Raw genomic sequence first — 14,913 nt, 5'->3', positions numbered from 1 at the left:
TGCATTACTATTTCATCTAATCATTAAATTTGCTTTGATATGCAATGCAATATTGAAACTACCGTGGGATTTGAGCCAGCAAATGCAAAACAACAATTTGTGGAAGACTTTTCTTAAAATTTCCGGAATTTTTCTGGTGTCTGGACTGCTATTTGCCTGTACCGATGCAGGCAAATCCAAAGAATTGATGCAGGCAGCCATGGCGGCACAGCCCGAAGACAAGAAGATACTGGAATTTTTCATGTACACCTGCCCGCACTGTCGCGCCGTTGAGCCCAGTGTCAACAGTTGGCAGAGCAAACAGTCTGTCTTGTTTCAACAAGGGATATACGCATTTGAGCAGATACCTGCAGTTTTCTCTGCCAATTGGCGCAGTGACAGCAAGATCGGGGAAAGGGAAGCCGCGATCTTTTACGCTTTGCGCAGGATGGGCATGGAGCATCAATTACGTGCCAAGCTATTTGTTGCCATCCAGGACAAGAGCCTGAATGCGGGTGATCCTGATTCTATCAAAAGCTTCTTGCAAAAAGAGGCCATCCCGGTTGCGGAATTCATCACTTCCATTAAAAGTGCTGAAGTAAAGGCTGATGTGAGTCGTGCTGAATTACTGACTAAACAATACGGGGTTTACTCCGTACCCGTTTTCATCCTGTTCAATCGCGCCCTCATCTTGCCGCAAGAATATGCCGACAACCAGGCGGTCGAGGCCGCCTTGTTGAGTCAGGTCAAAGAGTTTTATACCAAAAATGCCGGCAAGCCATCTGCCTTTTGATCAGGGCTGGATGATGGAGGTGATTTTGCGTCTGCTGCGTTCGCGCAAAGAGCACTCGCGCAATTGATCGGCAAGATTTTCAAGGTCGTCAACACCGTAGATACTGATGATCGGTGAACTGGCATCAGATGATCTGAGTCTGATGCTGCTGTAGCCCGCCAGGCGCATGCCCAGAGGCTTGTAGACATCAAAATGTTCTATCGTGAATAACTCCACGCTTTCCAGCAATTTGGACAACACCCCATGTTCTATCTTGATACGCTGGGTAGTGATCTGGTAAGTCACCGAGATGCTTTCCATCCAATAGTAAATAAACGCAATGCCCAGAGTGCAGATCACGGCCAGCCACTGCCACGCGCTGTAGATGATGGCCGGATGCCCGGAATACAACACATGTTCCGTTTCTGCATCTTGTTCAACAGCAGCTGTTTTCAGATTGGAATTACAGAAGCGGCATTTTAAGGCGCCAACTTTAATGGTTTCGCGGCATACCGGACATGGCATGCTCTGTTCGTTCAATTGCTCGCTCATTCATATCCTTTTTGTTGGCAGCTGGGTAAGCTGACTATGGCCTATTCTATTGCGTCAGGCCTGCTTATGGCTCGATATGAATGCAAAAAAATTCCTGCAACCTATTCGTCGCTTATTCTTCATCTTCATATGGTGCCGGTGTGTAAGGATCTTTGTATGGCATAGGCATAGCTGCAGGCAGGGCGGGGATATTGGTACTGGGCAGCAGTTCTGGCAGCACCAACACGCAATTTTGCTCAGGGTGAGTGACTTGCCCGTTTGTAATGGTGTCGCCATGCTGCAAATGCCATAGGGCATGCAGGCTCATTTCCTTGGTGTCACGGCGACCATCTGCATCGAGGTCAAGTATGCTGCCTGGCGTGATATTGGGATCTTTGAGATCGGGGGCACGAGCAGTGTCACCTGGCCGGACCAAGCTCGTAGCGGAATTTACCTGGCTGGAATTTTTCATTTTGTCTGCGCACCTGCAGTTTTTTAAGTGGCACAGACTGCTTGTCATGCATTTGCGCCAGGTTTTCATTCCTTCAACCTGATATTGCCATTATCGTGCATAGGCAAGATTATCGTTTATCAGGGCTTTATCCGGAAATTATTGACTATTATTTAGTAATACCTGAATTAGTTCAAGCGCGTTTTTGTGTGAATCCCATGATTTCAATTTCTTTTTGATAAGTACCTGCTATGTGAAGGGGAAATGAAAGGGGAATGAAAATTAGAGTTGACAGTTAATATATTATTCTTGATTTTGTTACTTTTGTTTGTATAATCAATGACTTGATTTGACAAGGTAATTTAAACTTGGTGTCCCTTGCAAGCGGATTCTGGCAAGAATTTAATTTCAGGACCTGGCGTGAGCAGATATTGTTGAGTGAAACGGCTGGTTTTTTACTGTAGTGTTTTCTAAATAACTGAAAAGGCGGGGACTGATGTGGCGGCATGAACTTGATATGGTTTCTTCCCTTGCCTCTGAAAGTGCGATTGCCGCACTCAGTGATGTGGGAAAGATCATTTCAAATAATGCAGGCACGCCAGACCCATTGGTGTATTCAGGTTTGTCTTATGCGACGGATATGTTGCGGGTTGCCGGATTTGTGGCTGCGACTGTATTTGCCAAAGAAATACAACGGACATTTTCGCAAGCCATACTGGGGGCGCGCGAAGTGCGGGCATTCAAGCGGGCACTGACGATTTTGGTGTCTTATTTAAAGGATGCTGTCCGCTTTGGTGCAGGGCCGACACTGTACTTTTATGAAGAGGCTTTATTGTTGTCGGACATCTCAGGCCGTTTACCACCGGCCTGCGGCAATTTTTTTGCGCCATATGTGTTTTGGGATATTGAGGATGGCCTGAGTAAAAGCGTTCGGAATGCCGATAATGGTCTGTCGCGTGAAGCTTATCAGTCTGCTTTGCTGGCTTTTTTGCGTAACAAGGATGTTGTTGGCCTTGGGGCATTTTCTCTTATGTTTGCCAAAGTGGCAGAGGTGAATGAGCATGCTTGCAACTATTCACTTTGCAGAGTACTGGCAGCTTTTTTTGCTGTGGTCACCGACAGGGACGCTTTTCTTAACCAGGATGAAATGCAATTATTTTCCATGGTAGATGGCGTGTTCTTTAAGCAGGCAGATCCAGGGCATTTGCCCGAACCTGTTTTTATTTCCCGTCTGCTGCATGTGATCGCCAAGTCAACGCAGGACGTAACTGCGGTACGTGAAACGCAGACGTACTTCAAGCTGGAAGGTCTGTTATACGGTGCAGCTTTGGGACGGCGCGAATCCATTCGTGCCTGAGTTAATGCCTTTGAGCGTACTTTGAATGTAAAGAGCAGTGAATTTGTTTGCACTTAATTTCTAGCACTTAAGTTTGACACTAAGTTCAAGACTTAAGTTTTAGCGTTTTTATGAGGAGGATATATGGCATTGCCAGTTCTGGCCGGGATGGCCGCAAAATACATAGGTTCAAAAGTGATAGAGCAGGGCGTCGAGAAATTGGCTGAATCAGTCATGTCTTCTGGCGTGTTGAAAGAAGGCTTGGGCAAACTCGACAAGGGGGGCAAAATGGATATGCCATTTAGCCCATCGAAAATGCTCATGTCTTCAGTCACTGAGCCACCAGTCAAGTCACTGGCGAAAGATGCAGCATTGTCGATGAAATAAGCTGCGCAATGGCAGAGTGAGTATTGCTGCTGAATGTTATGCAGTGCTACCGAAACCCATTTCACTCCGGTTGATGAAATGCGTTCTGCGGTACTTGTAACGGGAATGGGTAAGGCAGATAATCTGTTTGCCACGACCCATTTCGTGCGTACTCGTCATCGTTAGCATTCAATGCCAATTTTGCCAGCATAGCCTATCCCATGAAAATTTCGGATCTTGTTTTATACGTCAGAATCTGGCTGTTGATGGCGACGTTGTGGTTTTTTGCTGCAGCCATCGAACGTTTCACTTATCCCTTCAGATATGAGGGCGAGCTGACTGCCGCAGAGGTGCCGCATCCCGTCGGTGATTGCAGAGGCTTGTCAGCAAAAACCATGATTGCCTGGCGCCTGACAGAAAACAAGAAGAGTGTCGAGTATAAATGCCCGGCGTCGCGGCCGTGGCCGTTTTATGCTACCAGTTCAAGCACGGAGATACCCAAGGCCATATTGCAGGCAATTGCTGATAACAAAAAGGAAGTCGCTAAAGTTAAAGATGCGGTGAAAGATGCCGCTGCAGTGAATGTGGCGCCAGCAAAATAACATGCTGGCTGCAGCAGATTACATTTTTGGTGCGGTTTTTGCGGTGGCAGTTTGCTCAAGCTTTTGATTGATCAACTCAAACAGCTCAGGTTCTACTTTGGTCCAGTTGTCACCAGTGAGTGTACTGACATTGGCGTTGTCCTTGTCACTGGCCTTGTGATACGGGCCAATCACGCTGAACTGGGAGTAGCCACCTGCCTCGCGACGCAACGTGAAGAAATCGCCTTCTACGTCCTTGTAGGTGCGTTCTGCAAATTTTTCATCGCCATCGCTGCCATAACCAAAATCAATCACTTCCAGCTTGGCCGGCATGATGCCGCTATCAATATTGCGCTGATGGGTCGCTGTATCTTCACGTTGCTCGATGAAGTTCACTTGAAAGCTACCGCCCAGCATGGCGCGCTTGGAAATTTCTGACAATGCATCTGTGATCAAGGATGCAGCATTGACGTTTTCCAATGCAACTTCATGTATGTCCACGCTGATTTGATGTGCAGATTTCTCACCATCCAGGCCTGGGTTGACCGTAATGGAAACATTACCAAATTTTTCCAGTTTTTCAACTTCTGCGCGGATTTTATTGTAGCGCTCGAAAATATCTGTACTGATCAGACAGGCACCGGTGACTGTAACAGCAAGTTCGGGCTTGACTTCGAGTATGCCCTTTTCGCGCAAAATGTTGGCGATTTCGACACGCGCATACATTTGAATTTGCTTGGGGTCTTCAAAGTAAAGCACCCCCGAAAGAACACGTTCTTCTTCCGACTCAACATATTCAAAAATGCGGTCTAGTTGCTCTGGAGAGACAAATTCAGGATCAACTCCATTACGGCGAAGTACATCAAGAATATCTTCCTCCGTAAGATCGATAGTTGAGCCACTCATCTTTGTCCTCTTGCTTTCTTCAAGCAATTTTTTATTTTTAGCACGCGAGATATTACGAAATTAAAGTAGGAAAGTCAAACTTGGACTTTCCTGCTGCAGGTAGTTCAGTATTTCAGGCCTTGCTTCATTTCATCTACAAGTAGCTGGCACCGCACACTATATGATGTGTAATGATTTTTTTGACCTGACGTTTGTCATATCAAGCGATATAAGTGCAAACTCATTTCTCTGGGCATACCACATTTAAATTGGGTCATTTTTCAGATTTTCAACAGGCAAAAAAAGCAAGCTCATTATTTCCAAACTATCTTGAAAAGAGCGAGGGGGCTGGCAATCAAAACGTCTTATGACTGGATTCGTTGACACTGTTATACGAATGAAGCTTACGCCGGGTTTTCTAATTAAGGCATTGTCTGATATCTGTGCGGTCTTGGCATAAGGACGACGGCGGTCTTACAAAATGTAACATAATGACGTCTGATATTTGTCTCAAAAGCCATAACATTGCCAAAAGTGAATTCGGTATTTCGTGTTTATTTACATGTAAAAGTCAAAAATGCAAACAGTCAACGGTGTGATTTCATATTTTAAAAAGCATCTGTGTTGCGTCTATGTAGCTAAGTGCGTAAGTGAGCTGAAGAGCGACAGTTAATTCAGAATATACTAATCAGCTGATTCATTTTATCGAAATGAGTTTCAGTTTGTAATTATCGTTTTGTTGAGGAAACCTGTAATTGAAATCAAGTAAACCTGTGCCAGAAAAAGTCACGAAAACGATTGCGCGGCGTAAGTCACCTGCCAAGGACGTGGTTGTGGATGAAGTATTTCCTGAGCTGATGATAGTCGGGACTAATATCGCAAAAAATAAAAGTTACTACCTGGCACAAAAGGCGCTGATACAGCGTGTGGCACACGGGGTATACATACCCACAGACAAAATGGCAGATGGCAAGGCCATTTTGATGCGGCATGCAATCCGGCTGGCCAGCCTGCATTTCAAGAATGCGACCGGGCTATGTTATTCGAGTGCATTCACGCTAGAGGCTATTACGCCTGAAGCTGGCCCTCCATTGGTGTTCGTTGCAGGTGAGTATTCCTATGGTCTGGAGTTGGGCGAGGGTGATATTAAACTGATGCTTGTGCAATCCCTGCATCCACCCTACGAAATGCTCAAGACCAATGACGAATATGAATTTTACGAAGACAAAATATGCTCTGATCCGATTGGGGAATTTGTCGTCAAAGTACCTCGTCCTGAACTGCTGGTTTTGCATAATTTTGAACGTGTTAAAGAGTGGTCAGAGAAAAAAATTGCCAACGGGCATTTAAAGAAATTTGTTGCCTGGATAGTTGAGGCCCGGTATGGCGGGTCTATCCCGGCATTTTCTGCCAATTTTGCTGAACTGGCGATTAAATGCAATCGTTTGGAAGAGCATGATCACGCCGTCACAGCCCTGCTCGCCGAAGGCTTTTCCATGTCCGAAAGGTACTTGCGGAAAATCGTTTGACTTTTGATTTTCATTCGCCTAAACTTTGCCTCATATATGGGGGTGGTGCTGCTGCCTGCGCCACAAAATGCGAATTAAAAGTTGATGATTTCCTTGTCTTGCTTTTGCGTAGAGTTTGCTATCGCGAAATGAATGGATGGCAATCAACTGGATAGAGATGTTTTAGCAGCATGATTGCCTGCCCTGTGCGGGCGGGCAATGTGAAAACTTCTTGTATCCGCATTCGTCCGGCTTGTCGCCAGTTTGACCTGGTTGTACAAATCAAAGCCGGCGCATTCACCAATCACCTATATGTATATTGAATAGTAGGGGCAGCCAATGGCTGCTTTTTTATTTACTTGCAAAGAGCGTCTGCTGTGAGCCTGGAACCGGATTTGTACGTGCATGAAATGGCAGTGACTGCCCCGCCTGCAGAAAAGATCGCTTTGCAAAAGGCGGTGCAGCTCTGCGTGCAATATCTGCTGGATGTGCAGATGGCATTGGATGCTGAGGTAATCGCGCCATTTTGCTTTCACAACTGCATGATTTTTTTATCGAGACCAACTGGGCAATTGCAGGTGGATATTGCGGTATCGGAAGCGGTAGTACTGGACTATGACATCAAGTCCCTGCACCTGAACACGCGCTATGTCATGAATGAAATGATTGCCCAGGCAGTCAGATTGTATGGCTCGGATGGGCATCAGGCATTTGCAATGGCCTTCTTGTTTCGCGACGGTTGTGGTTTGGTGAAGCTGGAACAGGCCGGTGGCTATGCGGTGAATTTAATAGAGCGCGTGCCAGTATCGCTGGATTATCAAGTCGGATTCGCTGTTTAGAGGAGTGACAGGTGAGAGTTTTTTCAATGGTGATGGTAGTGGCAGCGCTTACTGTATCTGGTTGCGCCACGCGACAAACGACAGTTCAGTACCGTGAAGTCATCCCGGAAAACAATTTTAAAGGCATCGTCGAGTTGCAGGCAAAGCAGCCTTCTCCTTTTATGCGGGACATGAAGCTGGAGCCGCCACAGTCTGCAGATCACGCCAAAGCAGATCCGGTAACCATGAATTACACCTGGTTTTATGATCGCGGGCTCACCATGGGGCAACATCTGGATGCCTGGGCACATCGTTATGCCTTCCGCTTTGAGTCACGTATTCCGCTTGGGTGGGATCCTTATGTGCAATCCGATGGCAGCTTTGTCGGCAACTTGTACGCCGCCATTGAAGACTTGAGTTATTTTTCTGACGAAGGGAAAAATAATTTCCATCAATATCAAGACACCAAACGCTTGCGTACAAAAAGCGTGCAAATCACAATTTTTGAAAAAGAGCGCTATATCCGCATAGAGCTAAGAGATGCGATAGCCGAAGCTGCAGAAGTGCAGCGCGATGAACAAGAGCGTCTGGCAGCAGAAAAAGCGGCAGGAAAAACAGCCTTCGCTGATTATTTTCGTTCAGGTAAATAAATAATAATCTATGGTCTACGCCGCCTCATCCTTCTTTGTCCTTGGCTTGTTGTTATTGGGCACACGCATGTACATGCCTGCGGGCACAGATAATCGCAGCAAGTATAAAGTGCTGCAATATGCTGGCAGTGCTGCCCTTGGGATGATTTTACTTTCCTGTGCCCTGGTGGTTTATACCGGCATGGCTGGCAAGAGCGAAGAAATAACAGTCCCGGTGTCTGGTGATTTTGGTTTGTCTGGTAATGCTCCTGCCAATGCTGGCGCGCAGGCGCTGGATATGTCCAGGCCAGGCGGTAACTCGCAAGATATGGCTAATAGAAATCCTGCCGCTGCTCCGGCAGCAAATACGCAAAACCCTTTTGGTCAGAAAGATGCCGCCAGCGGTGTGCCATCCGTATTTTCCATGGCACAGGCCAGCCAGATTTGCGCAGGGTTTTCTGATGTCGCAATGGGAGCGCTGTTAGCCGGATCGCGTGGCGAAGCTTTCCCGCCTTATGAAGAAAAGGCCAGGCAGTTGAGTGAGCAAGTCATGCGCCTGCCATTTGTACGTGAAGCGGGTAGCAAGCCCATGCAGTACATCAGCACCTTGTTTGCTACCCTGGTTGAAGACCAGTACTACATTTCTCCGCAGAACCGCGCAGTGCAGTTGGGTCTGATAGGCAAGGTCGACAAAAAACTGGCGCTGGATGCCATGAATCAAGTCTGTGAACTGAAAATTCTGGAGATACGTGCCAAATGAATGCACCAGCCATGAATTTAGCGACCAGCATCAATGCCCTGCCTTTGTTGAGCCAGACCATGGAGTCTCTGCTCGCGCCACAATACATTTTCTTTGCCAATAATGCCGATGGCCGCGTACATGATGGCATCGTCTATGGCCGTAGCGAAAATGACTGGGTCTATGGTGAAGATGGCTTGTTCCCGGCCATGTTATATCTGGCAGAACGGCATTATAAAGATAGCTTCTTTGAAGGCGATTATGCAGTTCCAGCTGCAAGCGGCACCCTGGCGCAGGGTTTTGGTATCGACTGGATTCCTGATCCCAGCTTTCAAAGCCGCACTGGTTATCGCGCGCAGATTTCAGATGCAGGCTTGCAGGTGTCGCCTTCTGTCATTTTATTATTTGTACATGACGCCATAGAACGCATGCATCAATACAGTTATCGCAAAGTGAAAGACTGGCGTTTTGAAATAGACGATGGACGTCTGCTTGAAGAGCTGGAAGAAAAGAAGATAGTCAATGCCAACGGTTTGCTGGATTTATTCCAGATGGTGCTTGCCCCCCTACCTGAGCCAGAGTCTGAGAATACTTAGTCGTACTTTCGTGTGGAGTTCCAATGACGGAAAAAAAAGAAACATCACCACTCAGGCGCAAACTTGTTCCTTCTGGCGATGCCCAAAAAGCTGCCGGTATTACGCGGAGTGCATTCAAACGCTTGTTTACCAGCGTGCGTTCAGAACGTGAAGAAAGTTTCAATGAGGCCCAGGATCGCCTTGGCTGGACTGAAGAAGATATTACCGGATTTGTGGAATACAGAAAAAAAGAAACAATGATCTATGCCGTGCTGACTGCAGTGGCTTTTCTGTTCGCCTGTGGTGCACCTTATTCAGCAAATCCCTGGTCGCATCTCGTCACTTCACTGGCAGTCATGCTGATGATAGGTACCAGATGGCTGGTCGCACATTTTCGCCTGACACAGTTACGCCATCGCGCCCTGTTTTCATTTGCTGAATATCTGGGGGTTCTGTTCCCTTTCCTGTCTGACAGTTTCAAAGAAATCAGCGCAGGCCTGAGTGAAAAATCAAGTGCAGATGCTGGCATGCGTAACGAAGAATCTGCCAAGGTCGTCGACTTGAACAAGAACCACAATAATAATTGAGGACAGGTTTGTGGATGCCTATATTGCGCCAGTGGATACCATGTCTGAGCCAGCCTTTTATTCTTGTATTAAAGGCGCCTCTGAGTATTACAAAGTACCGTCCATGGCACTGCTGGCAATTTATGCGCAAGAACGCGGGTCGTCTGCACGTACTTCAGGCAATGCAAACCGCACACAAGATTATGGCCGTTTTCAGATCAACGATGCAAGCTGGAAGCAGTATCTGGCGGAACACCGCATTCCTTTAAACCGGGTGCTGAAAGATAACTGTCTGAATGCCTATGTAGGTGCGAATATCTTCAAACTCAGATACCTCGCTTGCAAGTCAGATGTGTGGTGTGCGATAGGTTTGTATCATTCGGCCAATGAACCTTATCGCTCCGCTTATGTAAGTAATGTATATAAAAAGTATCAGGTAATTCAGCAAGACAAAGAATTTCTGAACTGGTTCCGGTCCCTGGCTTTATATGATGCCAGCAAAGGTAAATGGGAATATTTAATCGCAGGAGCAGGGCATGCCGCCACCACAAGCAGGTAATTCCGGTAACGATACTTCTAACGAAGGCCTGTGGGCCATGTTGTTATTTGTTGCCGGTGTGCTGATACTCTGGTTTGTCGGCAAGGGTTTTATTGTCGGCGCCGTCTTCCTGTTTCGCTCTTATGTGACGGGGCCGTTGATAGGTCTGTTTGATGCCGATGTGCGCGCCGCTGTCGACTGGATGGGCAGTGTTTCTTACGGCAATGTGGAATATGGCGAATTTGCTGCCAACGGTGAACTGATAGGAAAATACACGAAGATACCGGCCATGCTTTTGTGTGTCGCCATGGGTGTCTACATTTTTTTCAAACATCCCTCGCAAAATTTCAAACGCCGCTGGGATATGTTTAGCCTGGCAAAAAAAGAAGTGGCTTTGTGGCCCTGCATTACACCAGTGCTGGATGCCAATCTCTTGAAAATGCCTGTTGAGGGTGGCCGCTGGGCCTGGAGTACCACACCCAAGGAATGGGTAGAAAAGAGCCAGTTGTGGGAAATCTACCAGGAGATATCGCCTGTCAGTGGTTTGCCCGTCAATAAGCGCCGTCTGGACCGCGCCAGTGCAGAGATCGCATTGATCAAGCAACTGGGGCCAAAATTTGTATCCTTTGATGACTTGCCACCCTACCTCAAGGCATTGCTGGGTTCTTTCATGGCCAAGATCAGTGGTGACAAAAAAACCGCATTGAAGATATTGAATCAATTGTCAGCATCCAGCACAGCAGTTGGCGTTGCCAACAATGACCTGGCAGTCAAACTTGCACTGGCAAAATTTGATACCGGCTTGGGCGTAAGCTGTTTTGATCAGTATAAAAATACCGATGTCATCGTAAAGATACTCTCACGCCATGCCTATATGGCGACTGCCATGCTGGCCTTGCTGGATAAGGCGCGCACCAGTGGTGTGGTAGCTTCGGCTGAGTTTTTGTGGCTCAAGCCAGTGAACCGGACGCTGTTTTATATGTTCAATGCCCTGGGACGCAGAACCTGCTGGATGGAGTCAGCAGGAATATTCGCCCATTACCAGGCTGAATTACAGTCAGGCTCGAAAGTGATGCGGCCTTATGTCAAGACTGCACTGGATGGCCTGGAGTCTTATCTGGATGAATACCTGGATACCTACGGCAGCCAAGTGTGATGTTTAGTCTAATTCAACATGATTTTATTTAGGAAAATGGAATGTTACAAAATCTGATCAATCGTTTTGAAAGTTATCAGGCTATACAGGTCAATAAGAATTTCAATTCCCAGGAATTGACCGTGCTTGGAAAAATTTTGCTGGAAGGTGCGCGCGAAGTCGAAGTGGCCAATGTCATACGCTTCCCCTCCATAGAAAGAGGCTTTTCTATATTCTCTATAGAAAGCGGTTCTACCTTGTCGGCACCGCCGAGCCCGGTTGTTGCCAATGAACTGGACGCAGCGTCTGTACCTGCTCCCATCCCTGCAGCCCAGCTTGACCGCATCTTGCCCAGACTCGCTACCGGCCTTGTCAGTGATCTCAAGAATGATGCTTATCACCTTATCGTCAGGCAGGGTAATGCGCTGGAAAACGGCATGGTACTGGCTTCTTTCACCAATATGCAAAGTGCCGGCCTGGCCTTGCGCAAGCTGGCTAAACTGAATGCCAGGAAAACCAGGTTCTGGAAAATCCTGGGCTTCCTGATAGTCATGTATTTGGTATTGTCGATACCGACGATGAAGCGTCCTCCACAAAAATCCCTGGATGAAATCGCCACCAGCATGGAAATGCGCAATCCTGAAGTTGCACGGCAGATGGAAAACATCAACCGTAGCCGCACGGTAGGCAGCGAACTGATGTCACAACCAACATCACAAATGCAGGCGCAGCCAGATCCTTCTTCCATGTTGGGTGGCCCTACCGCAGTGATGGAACAAGCACCGGTAGCTCCCGCGCCAAGCGCTGCCGCCAAGCCAGAGCAGGCACAGGGAAATTTCGGTTTCTGATGTCAGCTAAAGCGAATAGTGCATGGATGCATGGATGACGCGGGACTGTGATCAAGACGCAGTTCGTGAAGTTTTTGACATAATCGAGTATTGAGGGAAGCATGGCCCAACCACAACAGTCAGGTCTAGAGCCGGAAAATGAGGTCAAGGCCCATCACCGGCGGCGTGACACGCGTCCGCAGTTACAAAGAATAAAAGAAGATATTCTTTTCAAGCCGGAGGCTGCCAGCATCCTGATGTTTGTGATCGGTGCGGCCGCCATGATCTCGCCTACCTGGCATGAATACATCGTTGTGTTCGGTATTTTGCTGTTTCTGTACATACGCTCCAGCTTCAAGCACTACAGCCTGCCTTTCCGCATGCCCATGTCGACGGCGTATGACGCATCTGCAAATGAGGGCAAAGGGCGTTCAGGCATTATCGATCCGGAAGAAATTAATCCCGCCACCGACAAGCCAACCTGGGCCAAGGGCATCTCGCATTTTGGCAACCGCAAAAAAGACGATGCCGAACTCTGGTTCAATAATGATGACTTGCGTACCCACATCCTGATCTTTGGTTCTACCGGTAGTGGTAAGACCGTGGCGCTGGTATCCATGGCTTATAACGCCCTGATGCAAGGCTCAGGTTTTATCTTTGTCGATGGTAAAGGCGATGCCAGCCTGTTTGCCACGATCTTCTCCATGAGCCGTGCCATGGGCAGGGAAGATGATTTTCTCATCATCAATTTTGGTACCGGCTCACGTGATATTGAAGGCCCGCAACTCACCAAGTTATCCAACACCATCAACCCCTTTGCTTTTGGTGCATCTGACGCGCTGACCCAACTGCTGGTCGGTCTGATGGGTGATTCTGGTGGCAGTGGCGACATGTGGAAAGGTCGTGCGATTTCCTTGCTGACGGGTTTGATGATCGCCCTGGTGTCCCTGCGTGATGCTGGCCGTATCTTGCTGGATGTGGAAGTCATACGCGACTTCATGCAATTGAAATATATCGTCGCTTTATCGAACGGAAAAAACCCTATAGATGGCACGCCCATCAAATTGTCTGACCGTGCCCAGGCGGCCATCAAGGCCTATCTGAGTTCCCTGCCTGGCTTTGTAGAGAAGAAGGGCGCTGACCAGTCAGCCACCACGCTGGAGCAGCATGGTTATCTGCAGATGCAGTTCACCCGCGTACTGGGTTCATTGTCAGATACGCTTGGTCATATCTTCAAAACCAATCTGGGTGAAGTTGATTTATACGACGTCGTCGTCAACCGCCGCATCCTGGTGGTCTTGCTACCCGCCCTGGAAAAATCACAAGATGAGCTGGCCAATCTGGGTAAAGTCGTCATCATGAGTTTGAAAAACATGATGGCCGCCACCCTGGGTGCGCAGATGGAAGGCAGCAAGATGGAAGTGCTGGACAATCGTCCTACCAATGCACCGTCGCCCTTTGTAACGATACTCGATGAGTACGGCGCTTATGCCGTACCCGGTGTCGCCGTCATGCCTGCGCAGGCACGTAGTCTGGGTTTCAGCATGGTCTTTGCCAGCCAGGATATGCCTGGTTTTGAAAAGGCATCGAAGGAAGATGCCGCCTCCATTGCCGCCAACTGCAATATCAAGATCTTCATGAAACTCGAAGATGCCGAGCGCACCTATGAGATTTTTGAAAAATCAGTAGGTATGGCCGACGTCATGGTCATGGGTGGCATGCAGGCCAGCACCAATGGCATGTCCACTAACTATATGGATAATATGAACGCCACCATGGAGCAGCGTTCACGCGGTTCCCTGCAGGATTTGAAAGAACAAACTCCGGGTGAGGCACATATCCTGTTCAAGTCCAGAATTATCCGCGCCAGAATGTTTTCTTGCGGCATGGTGGATGAACGTAATCTGCTGAGTAAATACAGATTGAATCATTTCATTAAAGTCAAACCACCTGCTTACGGTGAAATGGCGGAATGGGATTTGTCGCCTGAAGCATTGAAAAAGAAAACGGATGCAGCCGCACAGGCAGAGGCCGCGAAAAAAGCTGTGATTGCAGAAGAAGTAGTGGCCAGCGCGAATGCCCCCAAGGTCGCCGAACAAGTGACGGCGACGCCCTCAGTTGAAAGCAAAGCGACAGCGACACAAACCCTGCCGCAGACTGCACCAGATGCGGACATCAAACAACGTACAGCCCGCGCTTTGTTTGGCAAACGCACAGGCAAGAAAAAGGCCACGGAGCAAGAATTCGATGGCGCCGTCGTCAGTATTTTTGGCCGCAACAATGACAGTCTCGATGATGCCAGCAAGGTAGTAGTCGCGCCGTGGGCGGCAGAAGTACAAGCCGGCATGCATGAACAATTGGCCCCATCAAGCGCTTATGAAATTGGCTGGCAGACTGCGACGACGCTGAGTGACTTGTATGCCATGGAAGAAAAAACCGGCAAGGGCAGGCTGACACAAATACTGATAGACCAGGACCACACTCATGCAGCGCTGGTGGCCATGGATATGCGTTTGGGAGTTGACCCCTTTAAAGCAAAAAATGATGCTGATCACTTGATGAAAGCCATTGTCGCCAATGCCTCTTATGCTTGCCAGCCGACACCGGCAAGGCGTAGCGGCAAAAGCAGCCTGATCGAAGCATTCAGCAAGAAATACGCTGCCAGGTAATTGTGACA

The 14,913-nt window shown here is 48.1% G+C and carries 17 protein-coding genes; 14 read left to right on the top strand and 3 right to left on the bottom strand.

Annotated elements, in window-relative coordinates:
- The first annotated feature begins 136 nt into the window (after positions 1-136).
- Positions 137-772 carry a DsbA family protein gene (locus ACO0LD_RS08065; protein ID WP_423005499.1) on the top strand — a complete coding sequence of 212 codons (636 nt, stop codon included), beginning with the start codon at positions 137-139 and terminating at the stop codon, positions 770-772.
- Here ACO0LD_RS08065 and ACO0LD_RS08060 read toward each other — a convergent pair whose 3' ends face one another.
- Both ACO0LD_RS08060 and ACO0LD_RS08055 read right to left on the bottom strand, forming a co-directional pair.
- The gene (locus ACO0LD_RS08060; protein WP_423005497.1) at positions 773-1,303 is read right to left on the bottom strand and encodes a PH domain-containing protein; all 531 of its coding nucleotides are present in this window, start codon (positions 1,301-1,303) and stop codon (positions 773-775) included.
- Between the two features lie 112 nt (positions 1,304-1,415).
- Positions 1,416-1,754: a hypothetical protein gene (locus tag ACO0LD_RS08055; RefSeq protein ID WP_423005495.1), complete on the bottom strand. Its 339-nt coding sequence runs from the start codon at positions 1,752-1,754 to the stop codon at positions 1,416-1,418.
- Positions 1,755-2,250: 496 nt separating this feature from the next.
- Between ACO0LD_RS08055 and ACO0LD_RS08050 the strand changes: the two genes are divergently transcribed.
- From ACO0LD_RS08050 to ACO0LD_RS08040, 3 genes are all read left to right on the top strand, one after another.
- Positions 2,251-3,090: a hypothetical protein gene (locus ACO0LD_RS08050; RefSeq protein WP_423005493.1), complete on the top strand. Its 840-nt coding sequence runs from the start codon at positions 2,251-2,253 to the stop codon at positions 3,088-3,090.
- 123 nt (positions 3,091-3,213) lie between these two features.
- Complete coding sequence (locus ACO0LD_RS08045) at positions 3,214-3,456, top strand: hypothetical protein (protein ID WP_423005491.1); 243 nt, start codon at positions 3,214-3,216, stop codon at positions 3,454-3,456.
- 200 nt (positions 3,457-3,656) lie between these two features.
- The gene (locus ACO0LD_RS08040; protein WP_423005489.1) at positions 3,657-4,037 is read left to right on the top strand and encodes a hypothetical protein; all 381 of its coding nucleotides are present in this window, start codon (positions 3,657-3,659) and stop codon (positions 4,035-4,037) included.
- Positions 4,038-4,055: 18 nt separating this feature from the next.
- Here ACO0LD_RS08040 and ACO0LD_RS08035 read toward each other — a convergent pair whose 3' ends face one another.
- On the bottom strand, positions 4,056-4,922 hold the full coding sequence (locus ACO0LD_RS08035) for a hypothetical protein (RefSeq protein WP_423005487.1): 867 nt from the start codon (positions 4,920-4,922) through the stop codon (positions 4,056-4,058).
- 734 nt (positions 4,923-5,656) lie between these two features.
- Here ACO0LD_RS08035 and ACO0LD_RS08030 point away from each other — a divergent pair.
- The 10 genes from ACO0LD_RS08030 (at position 5,657) to ACO0LD_RS07985 (ending at position 14,905) form a co-directional block, all read left to right on the top strand.
- On the top strand, positions 5,657-6,430 hold the full coding sequence (locus ACO0LD_RS08030) for a hypothetical protein (protein WP_423005485.1): 774 nt from the start codon (positions 5,657-5,659) through the stop codon (positions 6,428-6,430).
- Between the two features lie 356 nt (positions 6,431-6,786).
- The gene (locus ACO0LD_RS08025; RefSeq protein WP_423005483.1) at positions 6,787-7,248 is read left to right on the top strand and encodes a hypothetical protein; all 462 of its coding nucleotides are present in this window, start codon (positions 6,787-6,789) and stop codon (positions 7,246-7,248) included.
- A gap of 11 nt (positions 7,249-7,259) precedes the next feature.
- The gene (locus ACO0LD_RS08020; RefSeq protein ID WP_423005481.1) at positions 7,260-7,877 is read left to right on the top strand and encodes a hypothetical protein; all 618 of its coding nucleotides are present in this window, start codon (positions 7,260-7,262) and stop codon (positions 7,875-7,877) included.
- Positions 7,878-7,887: 10 nt separating this feature from the next.
- Positions 7,888-8,616, top strand: a complete 729-nt coding sequence (locus ACO0LD_RS08015; RefSeq protein WP_423005479.1) for a hypothetical protein — start codon at positions 7,888-7,890, stop codon at positions 8,614-8,616.
- Entirely contained in the window at positions 8,613-9,191 is a 579-nt protein-coding gene (locus tag ACO0LD_RS08010; protein WP_423005477.1) for a hypothetical protein, read from the top strand. Before ACO0LD_RS08015 ends, ACO0LD_RS08010 begins: the two co-directional genes overlap by 4 nt.
- 23 nt (positions 9,192-9,214) lie before the next feature.
- The gene (locus tag ACO0LD_RS08005; RefSeq protein ID WP_423005475.1) at positions 9,215-9,757 is read left to right on the top strand and encodes a hypothetical protein; all 543 of its coding nucleotides are present in this window, start codon (positions 9,215-9,217) and stop codon (positions 9,755-9,757) included.
- Between the two features lie 10 nt (positions 9,758-9,767).
- A complete protein-coding gene (locus ACO0LD_RS08000; protein ID WP_423005473.1) occupies positions 9,768-10,295 on the top strand; it encodes a lytic transglycosylase domain-containing protein in 528 nt (175 codons plus the stop codon).
- Positions 10,273-11,430 (top strand): type IVB secretion system coupling complex protein DotM/IcmP, encoded by a 1,158-nt coding sequence (gene icmP, locus ACO0LD_RS07995; protein ID WP_423005471.1) that lies wholly within the window; start codon positions 10,273-10,275, stop codon positions 11,428-11,430. Before ACO0LD_RS08000 ends, icmP begins: the two co-directional genes overlap by 23 nt.
- Positions 11,431-11,471: 41 nt before the next feature.
- On the top strand, positions 11,472-12,257 hold the full coding sequence (locus ACO0LD_RS07990) for a hypothetical protein (RefSeq protein ID WP_423005469.1): 786 nt from the start codon (positions 11,472-11,474) through the stop codon (positions 12,255-12,257).
- Positions 12,258-12,358: 101 nt separating this feature from the next.
- Positions 12,359-14,905 carry a type IV secretory system conjugative DNA transfer family protein gene (locus ACO0LD_RS07985; protein WP_423005467.1) on the top strand — a complete coding sequence of 849 codons (2,547 nt, stop codon included), beginning with the start codon at positions 12,359-12,361 and terminating at the stop codon, positions 14,903-14,905.
- The last annotated feature ends 8 nt before the right edge of the window (positions 14,906-14,913 follow it).

Source organism: Undibacterium sp. Ji83W, from assembly GCF_049340385.1.
In the GTDB taxonomy this organism is placed as follows: domain Bacteria; phylum Pseudomonadota; class Gammaproteobacteria; order Burkholderiales; family Burkholderiaceae_D; genus Undibacterium.
This window is presented reverse-complemented; position numbering and strand designations above follow the sequence as displayed.